Raw genomic sequence first — 20,844 nt, forward strand, 5'->3', positions numbered from 1 at the left:
CGTGAGCCCGCGGCGGCACCTGCCGACACATCGATAAGGAGGTCTCTGTGTCATCTTTTCCCCCCGGTCCCCAAGGCTGGCTGAACGATCCCGAGCTGTTGCTGCTCGCCTCCCAGGATCCGGCGGAGGTGCAGCACACCATCGCCACCCTGTTCAAGCCCCATCGGCTGATCATCCCGGATGGCACCGACCGGCTCGATACCTGCCTGCACAGCATTCCACTGGGCCAGCTGTCCCTCAACCGGCTCAGTTACGGCAACGAAGTCTGTATCCAGCCCGGACGGCTGGACGACTTTTTCCTGATCCAGATGCCGCTCAAGGGGGCAGCGCAGATCCACGCCGGCACCCAGGACTTCCACTCCCAGGGGGACAGAGGAGTCATCATCAGTCCGACCCTGCCGCTGGACATGATCTGGAGCCAGGACTGCGACCAGATCATGCTGAAAATAGACCGGCAGAAACTGGAACAAAGCTGTAGCAGCTACCTGGGCCGCCCCATCAAGGCACCCCTGGTGTTCGACCTCTGCCTGAGCTGGCAATCGGACCTCTGCTGGCACGGCATGATGCAGTACTTCAGTCAAATGGTGAAACAGGCCGATTACCCCGCCTTGCTCAAAGGGCAACTGGAACAACTCATTATCCATACCCTGCTGCTGACCCAGCCGCACAACTATTCCCAGGATTTAAACAAGGCCTCCTCGGTCGCGCCGCGTCATGTAAAAAAGGTGGAGGACTATATTGACGCTCATGCGGAGCAGGACATCAGTCCGGCCATGCTGGCCGAGCTGGCGGGAGTCAGCCTGAGAACCCTGTATAGCGGCTTCAGGAGTTTCAGGAATATCACGCCGATGGAGCACTTGAGAAACGTCCGGCTGCACCGTGTCAGAAAAGAGCTGCTCGAGGCGGCAACCACCCGCTCCATTACCGACATCGCCACCTATTGGGGATTCGGCCATATGGGCAGGTTCAGCGCCGAATATAAAAAGCTGTTCGGTGAGAACCCGAATGAAACCAGAAGAAAAGCCTGAGCCGGCGGCAAGGCAACGCAGGGCAGAAGAACAGCCCGCCCCCAGGCGCGGGCTGTTCAGCCATCACAGCAACATGGTCACCAGGCTGCCTTTCCAGCTCAGCAGCACCAGGGTCACCAGGGTCGCCAGCAGGAAGGGCAGCAGGGCACGAAAGATGCTCAGGGGGGAAGCTCCGGTCATGGAGGAGGCGATAAAGAGCCCGGCGCCCACCGGCGGGGTCAGCAGGCCCATCACCAGGGTCAGGCACACCACCACCCCGAACTGATAGGGGCTGATGCCGAACTGCAGCTGGGCGATGGGCAGCAGTATAGGCACCACCAGGATCAGGGCGGCGATGCCGTCGAGCACCATGCCCACCAGCAGCAGTATGCCCACCACCATCAGCAGGAACACGAAGGGATCCGAAGTCTGCTCGGCAATCCAGGCGGCGGCGCCCTGGGGAATTTCCTCGAACACTATCACCCAGCCGAACACCCCGGCCGCCGCGATCAGCAGGATCACCATGCCGGAGTTGATGGCGGTGCGCCGGAGGATGCCGAACAGGTGGGAAAACTGCAGATCCTTGTACACGAACCGGCCGATCAGCAGGGCGCCCAGCGACGCCAGCGCCGCCGACTCGGTCGGGGTGGCCAGGCCGGTGAGGATGCCGCCGATGATCAGCACCGGGATCACCCCGGCCGGCAGTCCCATCAGCAGGTATTCCAGGGCCTGCCTGCGGCTGGGCCAGTCCCCTTTCGGGTACTGGTGGACCAGCCCCATCAGGCTGATGACCAGGAAGAACAGCAACGACATGATAAGCCCGGGCACAATGCCGGCGATAAACATCTCGGCGATGGGTACCTGGGCCAGCACCCCGAACAGCACGAACAGCATGGACGGAGGAATGATGGGCGACAGCAGGCCGCCGGCGGCGGTAATGGCCGCCGAGAAGGGCTTGTCGTAGCCTTCCTTCTCCATCGCCGGCACCATGGCCCGGGACATGATGGCGATCTGCGACGCCGCCGAGCCCATGATGGCCGCCATCATCATGTTGGCCACCAGGTTGATGTAGGCGAGTCCGCCCCTGAAGCCGCCCACCAGGATCCGCGCCAGGTTGATCAGCCTCTTGGTCAGGCCGCCTTCGTTCATCAGCTCGCCGGCCAGCATAAAGAGGGGAATGGCCAGCAGGCCATAGCTCTCGATGGCCCCGAACAGCTGCTGAGGATAAGACTCGAACAGCACGGTATTGCCGGAGGAGCCGATATACCAGATGGCGGTCAGCGCCAGCACCAGGGCGATGGGCACGGCGGTAAACAGCAGTATCAGGAATACAACCAGGGTCATGTGGGCTCTCCCGTCATTGTCTGTTGCGAACCGCTCAGGCTGTCAAACAGGTTGAGCAGGGCGTGAATTCCCAGGGACAGGGAGAACACCGGCAGCACCAGCCAGACCCAGAACTTCTTGATGCCCAGGGTATTGGTGTTTTCCGCGTACATAAAGTTGAAGGTTTCCGACTGAAAGGCCTGGAAATCGAACCCCGCCTGCATCAGGGCCAGGGGACTGTACCAACGCCAGCACAGCACGAAGAGAGCCAGGGCAAAACCCAGGATCATCAGGTCACTGAACACCGTCAGCCAGCGCCGCAGGGCGGTCGGCAGCTGGTCGGTGAGGATGGTAACGGCAACACCCCGGCGCTTTTTCAAGACCGCCGAGGTGCTGATAAAGGTCATCCATACCATGCAGTAGATGGCCAGCTCGTCCACCCAGTAGATCGCCTGCCCCATGGCCCGGGTGACGATATTGAGCAGCACCAGCAAGGTGACGGCCCCGGCCAGCAAGGCCGCGACCGTCATTTCCACCGACGCTACCCTATCCGATATGCGCTTAAGCATTACTCCACTCTCCCCGGCCCCGGCATGGCATGCCGGGGCTCTCCTGGTTACAAATCGGCTCAGCTGCCCTTGATATCCTGGGCGGCCCGGCGCAGCCCATCCAGCGCCTTGGCCTTGCTGGACCAGGTGGCTTCCCAGCGCTGGATGGCGTCGGCGAAGGTGGCGCGATCCGCCTCGACTATCTGGATGTTCAGGTCACGCAGTTGCTGCTCCTGATCCCGCTCCTGTTGCCGGAACTGCTCGATCACCTTGTCCAACTGGGCCTTCATCAGGGTCTGGATCAGCGCCTTGTCGTCATTGCCCAGCTCGCGCCACACCCGGCCGGACACCACGCCCACCATGGGGAACATCATGTGGTTGGACAGCAGCAGGTGGTTGGCCCGCTCGTAGAATTTCAGCACCAGGATGGAGTCGAAATCCATGTCGATGGCGTCGACCTGGCCGTTGGCCAGGGCGTCGTACACGCCGGGCAGGGGCAGCGGCGTGGGCGCCGAGCCCAGGGCGGTATAGAAGTCGCGGATGGGCTCGAAGGGGGTGATACGCAGTTTCTTGCCCTTCAGATCCCCGGGGCCTTCCACCGCGCTCCGGCTCAGCACCTGGCGCATGCCGGCCATGCCGTAGCCGATGCCCACCACGCCGACGCTGCCCGGCAGTTGATCCAGCAAGCGGGAAGCCGCGTCCGACTGCAGCAGGGCGGCGGCCTGATCGATGTCCTCCACCAGGTAGGGGGCATAAAGGGCGCCGAAGTCGGGCACCCGGTTGGAGATCTCGGCGATGGTCAGGAAGGCCATGTCCAGGGCGCCGGTTTGCAGCTGTTGCACCATCTGGGCTTCGTTGCCCAGTTGCTGGGAGGGAAACACCGACACCCGGTGCTGGCCGTGGGACTGATCGCGCAGCTCCTGGGCGAAGTCGGTGGCCGCCTGGGTCCAGATATGGGCCGGCGGGGTGATAAGCCCCAGGCGGAAATCCCGGGCCTGGGCGGTGACGGAACCCAGTGCCAGGCCGGCGGCCGCTACCAGGGTGAGTGCTGTTTTGAATCTGGTCATGTTCAACTCCATTATGATGTTATTCAGTCCGTTTATGACTCACGGTTGCTTCTGCCGGGGCAGGGCCTGCCGGCCCCGGCGAGGAACTCAGCTAAAGCGCACCGAGGCGCTGCCGATGCCGCCGACGGACACCGTCATATGGTCCCCGGCCTGCACCGGCTCCAGCGGCACCAGGGCACCGGACAGGATCACTTCGCCCGCCTTCAGCCCGATGCCGCGCTGGCCCAAGGTATTGGCCAGCCAGGCCACGCAGTTCACCGGGCTGCCCAGGGCCGCCGCCCCGGCGCCGGTGCTGATGATGGCGCCGTTCTTTTCCACCACCATGCCGCAGGTGGCCAGGTCGAGCTTGCGCGGGCTCACCGCGGTGTCGCCCAGCACAAAGACCCCGCAGGAGGCGTTGTCGGCAATGGTGTCCTGGATGTTTATCTGCCAGTGCTCGATGCGCGAGTCCACCACCTCGAAGCAGGGCAGCACGCACTCGGTGGCGGCCAGCACGTCGGCGGCGGTCACCCCCGGGCCCATCAGGTCGCGCTTGAGGATAAAGGCGATTTCGCCCTCGGCCCGCGGCTGGATAAGCTGCTGGCTGATGGGCACCTCCTGGCCCTGGCTGTACACCATGGCGTCGGTGAGAAAGCCGAAGTCCGGCTGGTTCACCTTGAGCATGCTTTGCACCGCCTTGGAGGTAAGGCCGATTTTCTTGCCGATGACCCGCTCGCCGTCGGCCAGGCGGCGGTCGAGCAGGTGCAGCGAGATGTGATAGGCATCGTCGATGCTGATGTCCTCGACGCGGCGGGTGAGCGGCGCCAGGGGCTCGCGCTGGCGCAGGGCCCGGTAGAGCTCGTCGCCGTGGTGGATAATCTGTTCCTGGTTCATGGTCGCTCCTTACAGCTTGATACAGATGTTCTTCAGCTCGGTGTAGAACTCCAGGCCGTGCACCCCGCCCTCCCGGCCGATGCCGGACTGCTTGGCGCCGCCGAAGGCGGTGCGCAGGTCGCGCAGGAACCAGCTGTTCACCCACACGATGCCCGCTTCCATCTGCTCCGCCACCCGCACCGCCCGGCTGCTGTTCTCGGTCCAGATGGCCGCCGCCAGGCCGTAGTCGGTGTCGTTGGCCAGGGCAATGACTTCCTCTTCGCTGTCGAACGGCCGGATATGGCAGCAGGGCCCGAAGATTTCCTCGCGGATGACCCGGGCGTCGTCGCTCAGGCCGGTCCAGATGGTCGGCTCGACCCAGGCGCCGCCGTTGAGCTCGGGCCCCATGTCCGGGATGCCGCCGCCGATTTCCACGGTGGCGCCCTCCTCCACCGCCAGGCGGTAGTAGGACAGCACCTTGTCCCGGTGCTCCTGGCTCACCAGCGGGCCGAAGTTGGCCTGCGGGTCCTGTGGCCGGCCCAGCTTGAGCTTGGCCACCTCTTCCTTCATCCGCGCCAGGAAGGCGTCGAAGATGGGCCGCTCCACGTACACCCGCTCGGTGCCCAGGCACACCTGGCCGCAGTTGACGAAGGCCGAGCGCATGGTGCCCTCCACCGCCTTCTCCAGGTCGCAGTCGGCGAACACGATGCCGGGGTTCTTGCCGCCGCATTCCAGCGAGATGTTGCGCAGGCCCACGGCGGCGGCCTTCATGATGGCCTCGCCGGTGCGGGTCTCGCCGGTGAAGGTGATGGCGTCCACCAGCGGGTGGGTGGTGAGGAACTCGCCGGCGGAGTCGGGGCCGAAGCCGTGCACCACGTTGAACACCCCGGGCGGCACGCCGCACTCGTTCATCACCTCCCCCAGCAGGGTGGTGGTGGCGGGGGTTTCTTCCGACGGCTTGACCACCACGGTGTTGCCGCAGGCCAGGGCCGGGCCCACCTTCCAGGTCATCAGCAGCAGCGGCAGGTTCCAGGGGGAGATAACGGCGATGACCCCCTTGGGGCTGCGGTGGCCGACGTTGAGCGCGCCTTTGCCGTCCGGGGTGTCCAGGCGGAAGCCCTCGGTGGGGTGGTTGGCCAGGGTCTCGGCGAAGGCGGTGAAGTTGGCGGCGCCGCGCGGGATGTCGATGTGGCTGGCGATGCGGTAGGGCTTGCCGGTGTCGCGGCACTCGGCCTCGAGGAACTCGTCGAAGCGCTCGTTGATGCGGTTGGCGACCTTGTGCAACAGGGCGGTGCGCTGGGCCTGGGTGAGCTTGCCCCAGGGGCCCTTGAGCGCAGCCCTGGCGGCGCGCACGGCGGCATCGACCTCGTCACGGCCGGCCTCGTGCACCCGGCCGATCAGGCTGTTGTCCACCGGGCAGCGGTTGTCGAAGGTCTTGCCGCTGGCGGAGGCGACGTACTCGCCGTTAATAAAGTGCTTGAATTCGTTCATGTGTTGCTCTCGTCATGGGTTGCCCCGGCGCCCGGGGCCTGGACTCCCGCCTGCGCGGGAGTGACGGTATGTTGCGGTGCGCTGTTTACGTCCAGCTTCCAGCCTCAAGCTTCCAGCGCTTAAGTCAGCACGGTCAGGAAGCGTTCGTTCAGCTGGCGGTCGTGGTAGAAGATGGCCTTGCCCAGTTTGTCCGCATCCCAGGTGATGGGCGGGTGGTCCGGGTAGAAGGCGTCACCGCCGCAGAACACCTCGTTGCGGTTGCCCGAGGGGTCGAAGAAGTAGATGGTCTGGCCGTGGGTGATGCCGTGGCGGGTGGGGCCGATGTCGATGGAGGTGTTGGTCATCGAAATCAGGTCGCCGGCGCGCAGCACGTCCTCCCAGGTTTCCAGGAAGAAGGAGGCGTGGTGGAACTTGTTCTTCTCCGCATGTTTGATAAAGGCCACGTCGTGGGACTTCATCGACACGGTGAGGAACTGGGCCACCCGCTCGCCGTCCGGGGTCAGCACCTGCTCGCACAGGTCGAAGCCGAGCACCTCGTGGAACAGCCGGAAGGTGCCGTCCAGGTCGTCGCCGTACAGCAGGCAGTGGTCGAAGCGCTGGGCCTTCATGCCCTTGAGGTCACGGGGCCAGGCTTCCGGATTGTGGTTGCCGATGCCGTAGCGGCCGGGCTGGGCCTTGGTGGCGAACAGCTCAAAGGCATGACCGGTGGGCGCGGTGAAGCGCAGCCGGCGGCCGCAGCCCTTGAGTTCGCCTTCGGGGATGTCCTCCACTGCCACGCCGTAGGCGAGCAGGTCCCGGTGCAGGCGGTCGAGGGTGGCCTCGTCCAGCACCTTGAACGCCATAAAGTCCATGCCGGGCTCGTCGGCCTCGCGCAGCACCACCGAGAACTGGTCCACTTCGGTCCAGCCCTTGAGATAGACCCGGCCCTGGTCGTCCCGGTCGGTTTCAATCAGGCCGAGCAGGTCCCGGTAGTGGGCCAGGGCGTCATTCATGTTCATCACGCGCAGCTGCACGTGGCCGGGGCGGATTACACCTTTTTTCATCGTCCTTACTCCTTTATCCATGTCCATTGCAGAGCCGGGCCGCCGGGGTGTCCAGGCAGGGGGTGGCCAGCTCGATATCCAGGTCGCCCTCGGGCAGCACCCGGCAGGCCAGGGCGTAGCCCTGCTCGGCCTGCTCGAGGCTGACGTGGCGGCGACTCATGCACTGCCGTTGGTAGGGGCCCTGCAGGATGCGCACCCGGCACAGCCCGCAGCCGCCGCAGCGGCAACCCACCGGCACCGGCCGCGTGAGCCCGGCCTCGGCCCCGGCGAGCAGGCTTTGCCCGGGGGCGACCCGGAACTGCTCGCAGGGTTGGTCCGGGTGATGCAGGGTGATGGTGTAGTGGGGCATCCTGGCCTCCTGTTGTGTATTGAGGTCGAACACATTCGACCCTACGGGCTAACGCCCCCGCTTCTTGGCCGACTGGCCGCCGATGCCGAAGTGTTGCGGGGGCAGCTCGTTAATCAGCACCCGCACCGACTCCCGCGGCGCGTCCAGCGCCCGCACCAGGGCGGCGGTCACTTCCTCGATGACCGCTTCCTTCTGGGCGTCGTTGCGCCCTTCCATCATGTTCACCAGAACTATCGGCATGGCGGCGTCTCCTTCTGTGGCTCTGTTGTTTGTCACGTTATCGCGCTGTCTGACGGTCGCGGCGGCGGTTACACCACCCGCCCGCTGATGCTGCCCAGCCCTTGGTAGTGCACTACGAAGCTGTCGCCCTTCTGCACCGGCACCGCCGCGGTGATGGCGCCAATCATGATGAAGCTGCCCGCCGGAATGACCTCGCCGCGCTCGGCCAGCATGTTGGCCAGCATCGCCACCGAGGCCGCCGGGTGGCCCAGCACCGCCGCGCCCGCGCCGGTCTGCACCACTTCGCCGTTGACTTCCATCACCACGCCCAGGGTCTTCAGGTCGAGCTCGCTCGCCTCGGCCATGCGGCCGCCGGTGATAAAGCGGCTGGAGCTGGAGTTGTCGGCAATCACGCTCTTCAGGTCGAACTTGAAGTCCTTGTAGCGGGAGTCGATGACCTCCACCGCCGGCAGCACGAAGTCGGTGGCGCGCAGCACGTCGCCGATGTGGCAACCCGGGCCCTTCAGCTCGGCCTTGGTGACGAAGGCCAGCTCGGCTTCAATCTTGGGGTGGATAAGCTCATCGAACTTGATGTCGCCGCCGTCCGGCACGCTGAAGTAGTCGGCCAGAAAGCCGTAGCAGGGATGCTCCACCCCCATCTGCGCCATCTTGGCCCAGGAGGTCAGGCCCATCTTCATGCCCACTATCTTGGTGCCCCGGGCCTCCTTGCGGCGGCGGATTTCCCACTGGATGTCGAACGCATCCTGGTAGCTCATCTCGGGGTAGTCGTCGGTGATTTTGGTCACCTCATAGGCCTCGAGCTCGGCGGTTTCCAGGTGCTCAGCCAGGTGCTCAATCTGTGCTTGGGTCAGCTTGCTCATCGTGTTAGTCCTTGTTGTTTGGCCAGGGTCAGGGCCAGGTCTTCAATCATGTCTTCCTGGCCGCCGACGGTGCCGCGACGACCCAGCTCCACCAGGATGTCCCGGGCGGACACGCCGTACTTGGCCTCGGCGCGCTTCGCGAACAGCAGGAAGGAGGAGTACACCCCGGCGTAGCCCAGGGTCAGCGCATCCCGGTCGACGCGGATGGGCTGGTCCATCATCGGCACCACCCGGTCCTCGGCCACGTCCATGATGCGGTACAGGTCGATGCCGGTGTCGGCGCCCAGCCGGTCGAGCACCGCGCACAGCACTTCCAGCGGGGTGTTGCCGGCGCCGGCCCCCAGGCCCGCCACCGAGCCGTCAATGCGTACGGCACCGGCCTCGATGGCGGCCAGGGAGTTGGCCACCGCCATGCCCATGTTGTGGTGACCGTGAAAGCCCAGCTCCACCGCCGCCGGCAGCTCGGCGCGCAGCAGCCCCAGGCGGGCGGTCACGTCATCGGGCAGCATGTAGCCGGCGGAGTCGGTGACGTAGATGCAGTTGGCACCGTAGTCCACCATCAGCCGGGCCTGCTCCAGGATCTTCTCCGGGCTGGCCATGTGCGCCATCATCAAAAAGCCGACGGTGTCCATGCCCAGCTTGGCGGCCAGGCCGATATGCTGCTGGGACACGTCCGCCTCGGTGCAGTGGGTGGCCACCCGGATGGTGCTCACCCCGAGGTCCCGCGCCATGCGCAGGTGGTCGACGGTGCCGATGCCGGGCAGCAGCAGGGCCGACACCCTGGCCTGCGTCATCCGCGGCACCACCGCCTTGAGGTAGTCCTCGTCGGCATGGGCGGGGAAGCCGTAGTTGACCGAGGCGCCGCCCAGGCCGTCGCCGTGGGTCACTTCAATCAGCGGCATGCCGGCCTGGTCCAGGCCGGTGGCGATGTCCACCATCTGCTCGAGGGAAATCTGGTGGCGCTTGGCGTGCATGCCGTCGCGCAGGCTCATGTCGTGCAGCACGACCTTTTTGTCTTTCAGGTTCATCTCGCTTGTCTCCTTAGCCCCGGGCCGGCAACGTAATGGCGCCGCTGGCCGCTTCTTCGGCGAACAGCTCGGCGGTGCGCAGGGCGGCGGCGGTCATGATGTCCAGGTTGCCGGCATAGGTGGGCAGGAAATCGCCCAGGCCGGCCACTTCCATGAACATCGACACCTTGTTGCCGTCGAACACCGGGCCGTTGACCAGGGTGTAGCCGGGCACGTACTGGCGCACCTGCTCGACCATGTCCAGCACCGAGCGGGTGATGGCGGCCTGGTCCGGCTCGCCGTCCACCAGGCAGTGCACGGTGTCGCGCATCATCAGCGGCGGCTCGGCCGGGTTGATGATGATGATGGCCTTGCCCTGGCGGGCGCCGCCCACCGACTCCACCGCGCCGGCGGTGGTGCGGGTGAACTCGTCGATGTTCTGGCGGGTGCCGGGGCCGACCGAGCGGGAGGCGACGGTGGCGATGATTTCGCCGTAGGCGACCGGCTGCACCCGGGACACGGCAGCCACCATGGGGATGGTGGCCTGGCCGCCGCAGGTGACCATGTTGACGTTCATCTCCAACTGGGCGGCGTGCTGCTTGAGGTTGACCGGCGGCACGCAGAAGGGGCCGACGGCGGCGGGGGTCAGGTCAATCATGATGACCCCCAGCTCGTTGAGCTTGCGGCTGTTCTCGGCGTGGACATAGGCCGAGGTGGCGTCGAAGGCGATGCGGATGTCGTCCGCCAGCACATGAGGCAGCAGGCCGTCGACGCCGGTGTCGCAGGTCTTGATGCCCATCTCGCGGGCGCGCTTCAGGCCTTCCGAGGTGGGGTCGATGCCCACCATCCACACCGGCTCAATCCAGTCGGAGCGCAGCATCTTCATCAGCAGGTCGGTGCCGATGTTGCCCGGGCCTATGATGGCCGCCTTGAGTTTTTTCATTGGTACATCTCCAGAATGCGTTGTGACCATGGCGCCGGATCAGCTGGACACGAATTTTTCGAAATAGAGCTGGTGATCGGCCACGGGGGTGGCTGCCAGCCAGGTCTGGGTGGCGTCGATCATCGGCGGCGGCCCGCACAGGTAGGCGTCGAAGGGCTGCTGCAAAAAGTCCTGGTCGAACAGGTCGCATACCACGCCGCGCTTGCCCTGCCAGTGCTCGGAAGGCTTCATCACGATGACCTCGTAGTCGAAGTCGACCAGCCGCTCCCTGAAGGAGTCCAACCGCTCCAGCTCGCTCAGATCCTGGTCCTGGGTCACGCCGTAGCACAGGCGGATGGCGTGCGGGCAGTCGCCCTGCTCCGCCAGCCGCTCCAGCATGGCGAGGAAGGCGGACAGGCCGGTGCCGCCGGCCACCATCAGCAGGGGGCGCTCCACCTCCCGCAGGTAAAAGGCGCCCATGGGGGCCTCGAAGCGGATGGCGTCGCCCACCCGGCAACGCTGGCGCAGGTAGTCGCTCATCACCCCGCTCGGCAGCAGGCGGATCAGAAAACGGACAAAACCTTCTGCCGCCGAGTGGTTGGCGAAGGAATAGGCCCGCCACTCATCCGTGCCCGGCACCTGTACCCGCGCATACTGGCCGGGCAGGTACCTGAGCCGGCCGCCCTCGCCCTGCAGCTTGATTTCGATAAGGGCAGCCGCGTCCGACACCTGTTTGAAGGCGCTGACGGTACCCTCGAACAGCTCGGTGGACACGCTGCACAGGGTGGAGTCCACATCGAAATAGAAGGAGCCGGACGACGTCAGCCGGGTCTGGCAGGCCAGGATATGGCCGGCCTCGAGTTCCTTTTCGCTCAGGGCCTCGTCATCCACGTACTCGAGCTCGACCTCGCCGGACTCGCAGCGCCCGCGGCAGGTGGCGCAAACCCCCTCCCGGCAGTCGACCGGCAGCTTGACGCCCTGGCGCAGGGCGGCATCCATCAGGAACTCGTTTTCCTTCACTTCGATGAAGCGGGTGTTCCCATCACGGAAAACGATGGCGGCAGAATAGGACATAACAACCTCGGCCCAAGTTAGACGTGATAGAAATCCAGTACCGAATCAATCTTGTCGTTCAGCAAAATGGACTGCTTGTAGGTGATCTTCCAGTCGTCCCCTTCCCGACGCAGCCGGTAATTGGCGGTGCCGAAGAAGTGGTGGCTCTCACCGAAACGGTAGTAATGGGTGACCCAGTTCACCTTCACCAGGAACCGGCCGTCCTCTTCCTGCCGGTAGCGCAGGTTGTCGATCAGGTGCAGGGTACGCGGCATGGGCGTACAGGCCGCCGACTTGCCGGTGCGGATGCGGAACACCCGATCCTCGATGCCGCCCCGGTTGGGGTAATACATCAGCGACATTTCCCGCTTGGGATCCCGGGTGTAGCTGTGCTCGCTGTCCCACTGGGGAATGTGAAATTCGCATTCGGGGGCGAACTGCTCCAGGTAGTTGTCCCAGTCCTGGTTGTCGCAATACTCGGCAACCCGGTAAAGAAACTGCTCGAGTGACAGTTGATGTTCCATGGCTTACACCTCCTCCTGACGTGCTTTCTTCTTCAGTCCTTCCCGCATCATCTGCTGCCAGGCGCCGTGTTGGTTCACATAAAGCCCTTCATGGGTGAACTCGACCCCGGTGATCGCGGGCTGGATACCCAGCACCTTGCTGTTGGGGGTTTCGCCGTATTGCCAGGTCTGGTAGCCCCGGGAAATGTCGCTCCAGGGGGAGATGCGGGCCTCGAAACCGCGCTGGGATTCCTTGAACTCCACCAGATCGTCGGGGGTCCCCATACCGGAGACGTTGAAGAAGTCCTCGAACTGACGGATGCGGTTTTCCCGATCCGCGGCCGACTCGTCCTTCACGCCCAGGCAAAGGCTGATCACCTCGGTCTTGTTCCAGGCCACCGGGCGGATGATGCGCAGCTGGGAGCTGATCTGATCCATAAAGAACAGGCTGGGGTAGATGTTCAGGTTGCGCAGCCGGTGCATGGTCCACTTGGCCCGCTCTTCCGGCAGTTGCTCCAGCAGGCGCGGCATCACGGTCCGGTAACCGGGGCGAACCTCGGGGTTGGGCATGTCGCTGAACAACAGGCTGTGGCCATGACGGAAGGAGAACCAGCCGTCGTCGGTGTCCTTGTCGCCGGCCCCCAGCTTGCTGTAGTCCAGGGTGTCGCTGGTGCCGCCCTGCTTCTGGGCTTCCAGCTCGCGGCGGTGCTGCACCGTGCTGACATAGTTGTAATGCACGGTGCTGACGTGGTAGCCGTCCAGGCCGTTTTCGTTCTGCAGTTTCCAGTTGCCGTTGAAGGTGTAGGTGGACTGGCCGGGCAGCACTTCCAGTTCGCCGGTGGCGGACTGCTCCACCATCATGTCGAAGAACAGGCGGGTGTCGCCGAGAAAGTCTTCCAGGCTCAGGGTGGACTCGGTGTCCAGGCTGATAAAGACAAAGCCCTTGTAGCTGGCGATGCGCGCCTGGCTCAGGCCGCGGCTGGACTTGTCGAAATCGGCGGGGTATTCACCGGGCGCCTTTACCTTCACCAGCCGGCCATCGGACTTGTAGCACCAGGCATGGAAGGGGCAGGTAAAGGTGGACTGGTTGCCCTTGCACACCCGGGTCAGGGTCGCGCCCCGGTGCTGGCAGGTGTTGGCCAGCGCATGGAGCTCCCCCTTGCCGTCGCGGGTGATGATCATCGGCTGGCGACCGGCCTGCATGGTGATGAAGTCGTTGGGGTTGGGGATCTGGCTTTCGTGGCAGGCAAAGATCCACTGCTTCTCGAAAATCAGCTCCATCTCGAGATCGAACAGTTCCCTGTCGGTAAAGATGTCCCGGGCGACGCGGAACACCCCCTCATCGGGGCGAAAGTCCAGGCTGTTCTCGATGAACTCTTGCCATTGGGTCAAGCTTCTTTGGGTGCTCATGGGGGTCCTCTCCTTTTGAACCTGATTGCCATGGCTGCCAATCTAGCGCTTCGGGGAAAGGGCCAATATTCAGTTTGCCGGTTAACGATATGCAGTTTTTATGAGTCTAAAATGTTAAACGAAGTGAGCCTTCATCAGGCCGGTGTCAGGCGGCGCTCCTGCCCGCCCTTGGTTGACAGCCAGGGGCAAAGAGCACAAGATGCCGCGTAAAACAGATGTTAAAAAATAAAAAATCATTAACTCATCACGGCCGGATGCCGGTGATGACGAGACTGGAAGCACTGTCCGAGAGGGAAGACCATGAGCCAGTACCACCACAGGGTACAGCGACAATTTCTGGCCGCGGAGCTGAACAGCATCAGTTCGGCCCGCGACTGGATGAGGAGCGTCTGCGGCCCCCACGATCTGGAAATTCTAAAACCCAATGAGCTGCTGTTTCGCCACCAGGGTGCCGTGCTGGGCCAGCTTTCCTTCGGCGTGATCGAGTACTCCACCGCCGCCCATGTCAAAACCCAGGATCTGCTGCACAGCTACAGCATCAGCCTGCCGCTGGCCGGCAGCCAGTATGTCGAACACAAAAAGGACAGGATTGAATCCAGCCCCGAGCTGGGCTTGATCATTTCCCCCGGCCATCCGGTCAGCCTGATACTGGGCGCCGATTGTCGCAAACAGCTGGTGCGCATCGCCCGCACCGCGGTGGAGCAGAAGCTGGCATCGCTGCTGCGCCGGGAGATCACCAAACCGGTGATCTTCGAACCCGGGATCCGGCTGAACGAGGGCATGGGCGACTGGTGGAACACGGTCGCCACCCTGCAGGGCATGCTGCAAAACCAGAGCAGCCTGTTTGACTTTCCCCACGTCTGGGCGTCGTTCCAGGACACCCTGATCACCGGCCTGCTCTATGCCCAGCCGCACAACTATTCCCGCGAGCTGGAAGACCGGCAACTCAACCGGCCCGCCTACCTGTACGAACTGGAAGCCATGATGCAGGAAAATCTGGATAAATCGCTGAATCTGTCGGATTTTGAACAGCAAGTGGGCATCGGCCGTGAACGGCTGTACAAGGACTTTCACCAGTTCTACGGCTGTTCGCCGGTGGCGCACTTTCGCAACCTGCGTTACGAGGAAGTGCGCCGGCGCCTGCAACAGGCCGATGCCGGAGAAAGCGTCTCCAGCATCGCCATGGACTGCGGTTTTACCCAGCTGGGCCGCTTCGCCAAGGACTACCAGCAGCGCTTCGGCGAGCTGCCCTCGGCCACCTTCGGCAAGACCAGGCGCTGAGCGCCCGGCTCAGGCCGCCAGGGCCTTGCCCACCAGGCTCTGCACCGGCGGGCTGAGCGGCACCTGGAGGGCGGCGGCGTGGCCCGCTTCCGACATTTTGCCCCAGGTCTTGCGGATGATGTCGAGCAGCTTTTCCTCTTCGTGCTTGGTGGCGAAGTCTTCCAGGTAATAGTGGATGAACACCAGGCAGATCACGTCTTCCAAGGTTTGCACCTCGTCGTCGCGCTTGAGCTGTTTCTTCAGCAGCAGGGCCTTCACCCGCTCCTGCTCCATCTCATTGTAACCGGCATTTTCCATTAGTTTGGCGGTCAGTTCGCCGTGATATTTTGCCAGATCGGTACGCCAGTGCTTATAGCCGGCCCTGTCCATGGGATAGTCGGTACGGGGCACCGTCCAGCGCCGGATGTGCTGGGCCCGGGCGGCGATCTGCAGTAATTCGGAGGCGTTCGGCGCAAATCGGGCCAGCTGCTCGCTCATGCGCAGGCTGTACAGGTATTCCTTGGGCCAGCTCTGGCCGTCGGCCTGCTCCTGGTGCGGATCCTGGCGGTTTTCCGCGTCGATGGCGTCCAGTACCTGCTGCAGGCGGGAATCTTGGGTCATGGGGGCGTCCTCATTCGTTGGCAAATAACAGTATTGTTGTCGCTAAGCCCGCCGTTGCAAAGGGAAAATGCCGTTTTCTCCGCTTCCCCACTGGCCGGACCATGCATAAAAGCCGCACGATCTTATTGATGCATATCAAATGTACCTATAAGATGCGCAAAAAGTTGCACTTCACATATCAATTAAAACGGAGAAGCAAGATGCTGGACGCCCGCACCATCGATATCATCAAGAGCACCATTCCCCTGCTGGAGTCGGCCAACACCGCCCTGACCGAGCACTTCTACCGGCGCATGTTCCGCGACAACCCGGAGCTGAAGGACGTGTTCAACCTGAGCCACCAGGCGTCCGGCCGCCAGCCGGCGGCGCTGTTCGCCGCCGTGCTGGCCTACGCCAAAAACATCGACAACCCGGCGGTGCTGGGCGCGGCGGTGGAGCGCATTGCCCACAAGCACACCGGCTTTGCCATTCAGCCGGCCCAGTACGACATTGTCGGCCACCACCTGCTGGAAACCATCAAGGAGCTGGCCCCGGACGCCGCCACCCCCGAGGTGATCGACGCCTGGGCCCAGGCCTACGGCGCCCTGGCCGGCATCTTCATCGGCCGGGAGGAGCAGATCTACCGGGCCAACGAGAGCAAAACCGGCGGCTGGCGCGGCACCCGAGCCTTTGTGGTGCAGGAAAAGCGGGCCGAGAGCGAGCAGATCACCAGCTTCCTGCTGGTCCCGGCCGACGGCGGCCCTGTGGCCGACTTCCTGCCCGGCCAGTACCTCAGCCTGCACCTGGATGCGGCTGAACTGGCCCACCAGGAATACCGCCAGTATTCCCTGTGCCAGGCCCCCAACGGGCGGGATTACCGCATCGCGGTCAAGCGCGAGCCCGGCGGTACCGGCTCCAACTTCCTGCACGACAAGGTAGCCGAGGGCGATGTGCTGCAGCTGCTGCCGCCGGCGGGAGACTTCTTTATGGCGGTGGATGCCGGCACCCCGGTGGTGCTGATCTCCGGCGGCGTGGGCCAGACCCCGATGCGCGCCATGCTGGATCAGCTGCTCAGGCAGGGCCACCCGGCGCCCATCCACTGGCTGCACGCCTGCGAAAACGGCGCCCAGCACGCCTTTGGTGACGATATCCGGCAACGCCGCCAGGCCCACGCCAACCTGGAGACCCACGTCTGGTACCGCGAACCCGCCGCCCAGGATCGCCCGGCAGAAGATTTTGACGCCACCGGCCTGATGGATCTGGACAAGGTCAAGGACAGCATCCTGCTGCCCGGCGCTCATTACTACTTCTGCGGCCCCCTGCCCTTTATGGCCATGGTCAAGGAGCAACTCTCCGGCTGGGGCATCGCCGACGAGCAGCTGCACTACGAGGTGTTCGGCCCGCACCAGCAGCTCTGACATCCCGGGGTCACAGTATCCACACAAAGAGCACCGGCCTGTTTACAGCAGCACCGTCCATGGTCTAAATAGAAGTCTCCTTGCGGATCCCCGGGCCCGGTGCCCGGATTACTGGGGCTTTTTATGGATATCAATGCTCTGCAAACCCTGTTGTTCGTGCCGGCCAACCGGCCGGAACGCTATGAGAAGGCGCTGAATGCCGGTGCCGACGCCGTCATCGTCGATCTGGAAGACGCGGTGCCGGCGGCGGAAAAGGACGGCGCCCGCGCCACCCTGGCCGGCTGGCTGGACGCTCGGCCTCCCGCCTCGGTGCTGGTGCGCATTAACGGCACCGGCAGCCCCTGGTTCACCCAGGACACCCTGCTGTGCCGCTCCCCGGCCATCGCCGCCATAGTGGTGCCCAAGGCCGAAGACCCGCAAGCCCTGGCGGAGTTGGCCAACCTCACCGACAAGCCGCTGCTGCCCTTTATCGAGTCGGCCCTGGCCTTCGCCCGCCTGGACGAGATCGCCGCCGCCACCGGGGTGAGGCGACTGCTGTTCGGCAAGCTGGATCTGGCGCTGGATCTGGGCATGGACTACCCGCCGCCGGAAGGCGAACCCCACGACGAGTCGGCCTTCCTGTTCGCCCGCAGCCAACTGGTGATGGCGTCCCGGGCCCACGGCCTGGCCGCGCCGCTGGATGCCATCTACACCGCCATCAACGACCCGGAAGGACTGATGCATTACGCCCGCCAGGCCATGAAGCTGGGGTTCGGCGGCGTGCTGCTGATCCACCCCAGGCAGGTAACGCCGGCGCACAGGGCCATGGTGCCCACCCAGGCCCAGGTCGCCTGGGCCAGGCGCATACTGGAAGCGGAGCAAAGGGTGAACGGCGCCGTGGTGGCGGTGCGGGGCAACATGGTGGATGCCCCCGTCATGGCCCGGGCCAGGCGCATCCTGCAGCAGGTGGCGCAGGAGTAGGCGTCCGCCTCCCCTTCCCGCAACAACAACGGGGCGGCCCAAGGGCCGCCCCGTTGTATTGATGCCGCGTCCGGCGACTACATCTTCTGCTGCACATCCCGGGCGGCTTCTTCCACCACCTCGCCACCACGCTGGATGTCCTTGCCGGCGCCGGCGAAGGTATTGCAGCCGGCCAGCCCGGCGGCCAGGCCCATCGCCATCAGCATCGCCATTATCTTTCTGAACATCATCTGCCTTCCTCCAGGATTTGAGGGTAAATGACCATTCGAAAGTATAGACTCAATCGTGCAACACCAACCGCTCAGCCCATCCGCGCCATCACGGACGCCAGCTCCGGCGTCGGCCGTCCAATATGGTAGCCCTGGGCATAGTCGATGCCGGTGGCCCGCACCAGCGCCAGCACCTCCTCGGTTTCCACGTACTCGGCCACCGTCTTCACCTCCAGTTGGCGCGCCAGTTGGGTGATGCTGCTGACGAAGGCCATGTCCCGGCTGTCGTTGGCCATGTTGGCGATAAACTCGCCCTCGATCTTGACGAAGTCGATGGGCAAATGCTTCAGGTAGTGAAATGAGGAGAAACCCGAGCCAAAATCGTCGATTGCCAGCAAAAAGCCGGCATCTTTCAGGGCCCGGATGAATTTCTCCAGCAGCACCATGCTCTTCACCGTGTCCCGCTCGGTGATCTCGAATACCACCCGGCCGGGATCCATGGCGTATTGCTGCACCAGGCCATTGACCCGGGCCAGGAAATCGTTGACCAGCACCGCCCGGGGCGACAGGTTGATAAACAGCAGGCCGCCATAGCCGGTGTCGCGCACCTGGCCGAAAGCCTTTTCCATCACTATGTAGTCGAGCAGGTGCACCTTGCCCATGGACTCGGCGATCTCGATAAACTCGCCCGCGTTCATCAGGCTGTCGTCCGCCAGCCGGATCCGGCTGAGCACCTCCACCGCCCCCGGCTCGCCGTCGGCCAGAGGCAGTATGGGCTGGAATACCGGCAGCAGGGTACGCTGCTCTATGGCCTGGTTCACCAGCTGGGTTTTTTCACTCATATCGCGGAAGATGTCCGCCACATCCTGCTCTTTCGGCAGGCTGACCCGGTTCTTGCCCTGGGCCTTGGCGCGGTACATCAGGTTGTCCACGAACATAAAGAGTTCCTTGGCGTTGTCCGCATGATCGGGGTAGATGCCCACACCGATGGAGCAGGTGGTCTTGAGGGCGCCACCTTCGTGCTCCATCACGAAGCCGTCCAGCGCCTTCAGCACCCGCTCGCTCACCCGGCCCGCCTTGTCCAGGTCGGCTTCCGGCAGCACGATAACGAATTCGTCGCCGCCATAGCGGGCCAGCACATCGCCGTTGCCGAGCTGCTGCTTGAGCAGCAACGACAGCTCGGTCAGCAGCCGGTCGCCGCTGGCATGGCCGTAGCCGTCGTTGACTGACTTGAAGTTGTCCAAATCCAGCAGCAGCATGGCCACCGGATAGCCGTGGCGGCGGCTGCGGTCCAGCTCGTACTCGAGCAGCTCCCAGAACATGCGCTGGTTGTAGAGGTTGGTCAGCGGATCCCGGGTGGCGTAGTACTCCAGATCCCGGGTGTACTTGTAGATGGCCTTGACCGAGCCCACCACATTGAGCAGGGTGGAAAGGATGCTCTCCAGCACCAGCACCTTGGTCTTGTCCTTGACGATGTCCGCCTGCACCCCGATGCCGACGATACCGCCGATCTTGGGGGTTTCCACCAGCAGCGACTTGGTCTGCAGCTCGATGTCGCGGGCGCCCAGCTCGATCACGGCCTCGCCACCGCCCTGCACCATGTTGTGGTGCAGCTTGAACTCGCTGTGGCTGAAGAAGGAATCCTGGGCCCTGAGCCGGGTCAGCACCGCTTTTTCCATCATCTCCCGGGTGAGGGGGCTGGGCGGACGCAGCCAGAAGATCTCCAGGTCGAACAGCTCGTCGTCCACCTTGAAGATGGAGAACATGGTGTAGATGTCCAGCACCCGGTTGATATCGAGCATCAGCACGTTGACGTATTCCCGCCAGTCACGCACCACTTCCGAGGTGATCACGAATTTTTCCAGCAGCCGGATCTCGAACTCCAGCAGATCCTTGTCCACCGCTATGTTGCGCAGCTTGTCCGCCAGCTGCTCCACCTGGCCGAAGATGTTGTTCATCTCCTTGAAGCGGAACTGGCGCCGCGCCTCCCCCATGCGCGACAGATCCGACAGGCTTTCCACCTGCTCTATGCTGCGGGAAAGATGCTGTACCGAGTCGTTGATATGCAGGCTGACCCGCCGCACCGCCCAAAAGGCGAACAACAGCGGCAGCGGCGACAACAGTAGCAGGTAGTAGAGCAGGTTGCGGTTGGCCAGCCCCAGCTGGGGCGAGAGATCCTGGCCGACCTCGATCACCCCCAGGGTATCCCCCAGCCGGGCGTTGGTGTGGCAGGCCAGGCAGTTTTCGCTGGCGTTGAGCGGGTAGAGGTAGCGCAGGTGCTCGCCCCGGTCGAAGGCGGCGATGGTGCCGCTTTGCAGGGCCTGTTGCAGGGCCGCATCCGGTGTCGGTTGATCGATCTCGCCGAAGCGTTCATTGACCAGTTCGCCCCGGTACAGGCCGATATGGAAGCTGCCGCCGGCGCTGCCCGCCTCCAGCTGCGCAAGAAAGGACTCGAGCTGCCCCCGGGTCCAGCCCTGGCTCATGATCAGGTACATGGAGTTGAAGGTATTCTCCGCCACCGAGGCCGCCACCTGCCGTGCGTTTTCCCGGATGCTGCTCTGATAGGCCTGGTTGGCCACCACCAGCAACAGCAGGAAGCCGATCACGGAAAACAGCAGGGTACGATTCAACAGATAACGCTTGATCGTGGTCGGACGTCCGGCCATGGCGGGGTACTCTCCTTGTCACCAAAGCGCAGACTATACCCAAGGGGGTAACAGTA

At 63.9% G+C, this 20,844-nt stretch carries 21 protein-coding genes; 4 read left to right on the forward strand and 17 right to left on the reverse strand.

Features of this window, described 5'->3' with window-relative positions:
* Nucleotides 1-47 precede the first annotated feature (47 nt).
* Entirely contained in the window at nucleotides 48-1,028 is a 981-nt protein-coding gene (locus AN401_RS14785; protein WP_096779764.1) for an AraC family transcriptional regulator, read from the forward strand.
* 63 nt (nucleotides 1,029-1,091) lie between these two features.
* Here AN401_RS14785 and AN401_RS14790 read toward each other — a convergent pair whose 3' ends face one another.
* The 14 genes from AN401_RS14790 to antA all read right to left on the reverse strand — a co-directional run bounded on the left by AN401_RS14790 (nucleotide 1,092) and on the right by antA (nucleotide 13,675).
* Nucleotides 1,092-2,351: a TRAP transporter large permease gene (locus AN401_RS14790; RefSeq protein WP_096779765.1), complete on the reverse strand. Its 1,260-nt coding sequence runs from the start codon at nucleotides 2,349-2,351 to the stop codon at nucleotides 1,092-1,094.
* The gene (locus AN401_RS14795) at nucleotides 2,348-2,899 is read right to left on the reverse strand and encodes a TRAP transporter small permease (protein ID WP_096779766.1); all 552 of its coding nucleotides are present in this window, start codon (nucleotides 2,897-2,899) and stop codon (nucleotides 2,348-2,350) included. Before AN401_RS14795 ends, AN401_RS14790 begins: the two co-directional genes overlap by 4 nt.
* Before the next feature lie 59 nt (nucleotides 2,900-2,958).
* The gene (locus AN401_RS14800) at nucleotides 2,959-3,945 is read right to left on the reverse strand and encodes a TRAP transporter substrate-binding protein (protein ID WP_096779767.1); all 987 of its coding nucleotides are present in this window, start codon (nucleotides 3,943-3,945) and stop codon (nucleotides 2,959-2,961) included.
* Between the two features lie 87 nt (nucleotides 3,946-4,032).
* Nucleotides 4,033-4,818: a 2-oxopent-4-enoate hydratase gene (dmpE, locus tag AN401_RS14805; protein WP_096779768.1), complete on the reverse strand. Its 786-nt coding sequence runs from the start codon at nucleotides 4,816-4,818 to the stop codon at nucleotides 4,033-4,035.
* 9 nt (nucleotides 4,819-4,827) lie between these two features.
* Nucleotides 4,828-6,288, reverse strand: a complete 1,461-nt coding sequence (locus tag AN401_RS14810; protein WP_096779769.1) for a 2-hydroxymuconic semialdehyde dehydrogenase — start codon at nucleotides 6,286-6,288, stop codon at nucleotides 4,828-4,830.
* 119 nt (nucleotides 6,289-6,407) lie between these two features.
* Entirely contained in the window at nucleotides 6,408-7,331 is a 924-nt protein-coding gene (locus AN401_RS14815) for a catechol 2,3-dioxygenase (RefSeq protein WP_096779770.1), read from the reverse strand.
* Nucleotides 7,332-7,344: 13 nt separating this feature from the next.
* Nucleotides 7,345-7,680 (reverse strand): 2Fe-2S iron-sulfur cluster-binding protein, encoded by a 336-nt coding sequence (locus tag AN401_RS14820; protein ID WP_094040053.1) that lies wholly within the window; start codon nucleotides 7,678-7,680, stop codon nucleotides 7,345-7,347.
* A gap of 48 nt (nucleotides 7,681-7,728) precedes the next feature.
* Nucleotides 7,729-7,920: a 2-hydroxymuconate tautomerase gene (locus AN401_RS14825; protein ID WP_096779771.1), complete on the reverse strand. Its 192-nt coding sequence runs from the start codon at nucleotides 7,918-7,920 to the stop codon at nucleotides 7,729-7,731.
* 68 nt (nucleotides 7,921-7,988) lie between these two features.
* Nucleotides 7,989-8,780, reverse strand: coding sequence for a 2-oxo-3-hexenedioate decarboxylase (dmpH, locus tag AN401_RS14830; protein WP_096779772.1), 792 nt, complete (start codon nucleotides 8,778-8,780; stop codon nucleotides 7,989-7,991).
* Nucleotides 8,777-9,808: a 4-hydroxy-2-oxovalerate aldolase gene (gene dmpG / locus AN401_RS14835; protein WP_096779773.1), complete on the reverse strand. Its 1,032-nt coding sequence runs from the start codon at nucleotides 9,806-9,808 to the stop codon at nucleotides 8,777-8,779. Before dmpG ends, dmpH begins: the two co-directional genes overlap by 4 nt.
* Before the next feature lie 13 nt (nucleotides 9,809-9,821).
* On the reverse strand, nucleotides 9,822-10,730 hold the full coding sequence (locus AN401_RS14840) for an acetaldehyde dehydrogenase (acetylating) (RefSeq protein WP_096779774.1): 909 nt from the start codon (nucleotides 10,728-10,730) through the stop codon (nucleotides 9,822-9,824).
* 39 nt (nucleotides 10,731-10,769) lie between these two features.
* Nucleotides 10,770-11,783, reverse strand: coding sequence for an anthranilate 1,2-dioxygenase electron transfer component AntC (antC, locus tag AN401_RS14845; RefSeq protein ID WP_096779775.1), 1,014 nt, complete (start codon nucleotides 11,781-11,783; stop codon nucleotides 10,770-10,772).
* Between the two features lie 17 nt (nucleotides 11,784-11,800).
* Entirely contained in the window at nucleotides 11,801-12,286 is a 486-nt protein-coding gene (antB, locus tag AN401_RS14850) for an anthranilate 1,2-dioxygenase small subunit (protein WP_094040059.1), read from the reverse strand.
* A 3-nt stretch (nucleotides 12,287-12,289) separates the two neighbouring features.
* Entirely contained in the window at nucleotides 12,290-13,675 is a 1,386-nt protein-coding gene (gene antA / locus AN401_RS14855; RefSeq protein ID WP_096779776.1) for an anthranilate 1,2-dioxygenase large subunit, read from the reverse strand.
* Between the two features lie 300 nt (nucleotides 13,676-13,975).
* Between antA and AN401_RS14860 the strand changes: the two genes are divergently transcribed.
* Nucleotides 13,976-14,956, forward strand: coding sequence for an AraC family transcriptional regulator (locus tag AN401_RS14860; protein WP_096779777.1), 981 nt, complete (start codon nucleotides 13,976-13,978; stop codon nucleotides 14,954-14,956).
* A gap of 9 nt (nucleotides 14,957-14,965) precedes the next feature.
* Here the strand turns inward: AN401_RS14860 and AN401_RS14865 are convergent, their stop codons facing one another.
* A complete protein-coding gene (locus AN401_RS14865) occupies nucleotides 14,966-15,556 on the reverse strand; it encodes a DUF4202 domain-containing protein (RefSeq protein ID WP_096779778.1) in 591 nt (196 codons plus the stop codon).
* Nucleotides 15,557-15,756: 200 nt separating this feature from the next.
* On the opposite strand from AN401_RS14865, the gene hmpA reads away from it, so the two are divergent.
* Together hmpA and AN401_RS14875 are read left to right on the forward strand one after the other, a co-directional pair.
* Nucleotides 15,757-16,953 carry an NO-inducible flavohemoprotein gene (gene hmpA, locus AN401_RS14870; RefSeq protein ID WP_096779779.1) on the forward strand — a complete coding sequence of 399 codons (1,197 nt, stop codon included), beginning with the start codon at nucleotides 15,757-15,759 and terminating at the stop codon, nucleotides 16,951-16,953.
* Nucleotides 16,954-17,076: 123 nt separating this feature from the next.
* Nucleotides 17,077-17,913 carry an HpcH/HpaI aldolase/citrate lyase family protein gene (locus AN401_RS14875; protein WP_096779780.1) on the forward strand — a complete coding sequence of 279 codons (837 nt, stop codon included), beginning with the start codon at nucleotides 17,077-17,079 and terminating at the stop codon, nucleotides 17,911-17,913.
* Between the two features lie 77 nt (nucleotides 17,914-17,990).
* On the opposite strand, the gene AN401_RS14880 is transcribed toward AN401_RS14875, so the two are convergent.
* Both AN401_RS14880 and AN401_RS14885 read right to left on the reverse strand, forming a co-directional pair.
* Nucleotides 17,991-18,143 (reverse strand): entericidin A/B family lipoprotein, encoded by a 153-nt coding sequence (locus AN401_RS14880; protein WP_232513327.1) that lies wholly within the window; start codon nucleotides 18,141-18,143, stop codon nucleotides 17,991-17,993.
* 71 nt (nucleotides 18,144-18,214) lie between these two features.
* Nucleotides 18,215-20,788 carry a putative bifunctional diguanylate cyclase/phosphodiesterase gene (locus AN401_RS14885; RefSeq protein WP_096779781.1) on the reverse strand — a complete coding sequence of 858 codons (2,574 nt, stop codon included), beginning with the start codon at nucleotides 20,786-20,788 and terminating at the stop codon, nucleotides 18,215-18,217.
* Nucleotides 20,789-20,844 lie beyond the last annotated feature (56 nt).

It is taken from the genome of Zobellella denitrificans (assembly GCF_002407485.1).
GTDB classification, from domain to species: domain Bacteria; phylum Pseudomonadota; class Gammaproteobacteria; order Enterobacterales; family Aeromonadaceae; genus Oceanimonas; species Oceanimonas denitrificans.

Coding starts and splice junctions, on each gene's coding strand:
- AN401_RS14790 (WP_096779765.1), bottom strand. CDS start 2,351: ATGACCCTGGTTGTATTCCTGATACTGCTGTTTACCGCCGTGCCCATC.
- AN401_RS14825 (WP_096779771.1), bottom strand. CDS start 7,920: ATGCCGATAGTTCTGGTGAACATGATGGAAGGGCGCAACGACGCCCAG.
- hmpA (WP_096779779.1), top strand. CDS start 15,757: ATGCTGGACGCCCGCACCATCGATATCATCAAGAGCACCATTCCCCTG.
- AN401_RS14885 (WP_096779781.1), bottom strand. CDS start 20,788: ATGGCCGGACGTCCGACCACGATCAAGCGTTATCTGTTGAATCGTACC.
- AN401_RS14880 (WP_232513327.1), bottom strand. CDS start 18,143: ATGATGTTCAGAAAGATAATGGCGATGCTGATGGCGATGGGCCTGGCC.
- AN401_RS14815 (WP_096779770.1), bottom strand. CDS start 7,331: ATGAAAAAAGGTGTAATCCGCCCCGGCCACGTGCAGCTGCGCGTGATG.
- dmpH (WP_096779772.1), bottom strand. CDS start 8,780: ATGAGCAAGCTGACCCAAGCACAGATTGAGCACCTGGCTGAGCACCTG.
- AN401_RS14810 (WP_096779769.1), bottom strand. CDS start 6,288: ATGAACGAATTCAAGCACTTTATTAACGGCGAGTACGTCGCCTCCGCC.
- AN401_RS14820 (WP_094040053.1), bottom strand. CDS start 7,680: ATGCCCCACTACACCATCACCCTGCATCACCCGGACCAACCCTGCGAG.
- AN401_RS14860 (WP_096779777.1), top strand. CDS start 13,976: ATGAGCCAGTACCACCACAGGGTACAGCGACAATTTCTGGCCGCGGAG.
- antB (WP_094040059.1), bottom strand. CDS start 12,286: ATGGAACATCAACTGTCACTCGAGCAGTTTCTTTACCGGGTTGCCGAG.
- AN401_RS14840 (WP_096779774.1), bottom strand. CDS start 10,730: ATGAAAAAACTCAAGGCGGCCATCATAGGCCCGGGCAACATCGGCACC.
- AN401_RS14795 (WP_096779766.1), bottom strand. CDS start 2,899: ATGCTTAAGCGCATATCGGATAGGGTAGCGTCGGTGGAAATGACGGTC.
- antC (WP_096779775.1), bottom strand. CDS start 11,783: ATGTCCTATTCTGCCGCCATCGTTTTCCGTGATGGGAACACCCGCTTC.
- antA (WP_096779776.1), bottom strand. CDS start 13,675: ATGAGCACCCAAAGAAGCTTGACCCAATGGCAAGAGTTCATCGAGAAC.
- AN401_RS14875 (WP_096779780.1), top strand. CDS start 17,077: ATGGATATCAATGCTCTGCAAACCCTGTTGTTCGTGCCGGCCAACCGG.
- AN401_RS14865 (WP_096779778.1), bottom strand. CDS start 15,556: ATGACCCAAGATTCCCGCCTGCAGCAGGTACTGGACGCCATCGACGCG.
- dmpE (WP_096779768.1), bottom strand. CDS start 4,818: ATGAACCAGGAACAGATTATCCACCACGGCGACGAGCTCTACCGGGCC.
- dmpG (WP_096779773.1), bottom strand. CDS start 9,808: ATGAACCTGAAAGACAAAAAGGTCGTGCTGCACGACATGAGCCTGCGC.
- AN401_RS14800 (WP_096779767.1), bottom strand. CDS start 3,945: ATGACCAGATTCAAAACAGCACTCACCCTGGTAGCGGCCGCCGGCCTG.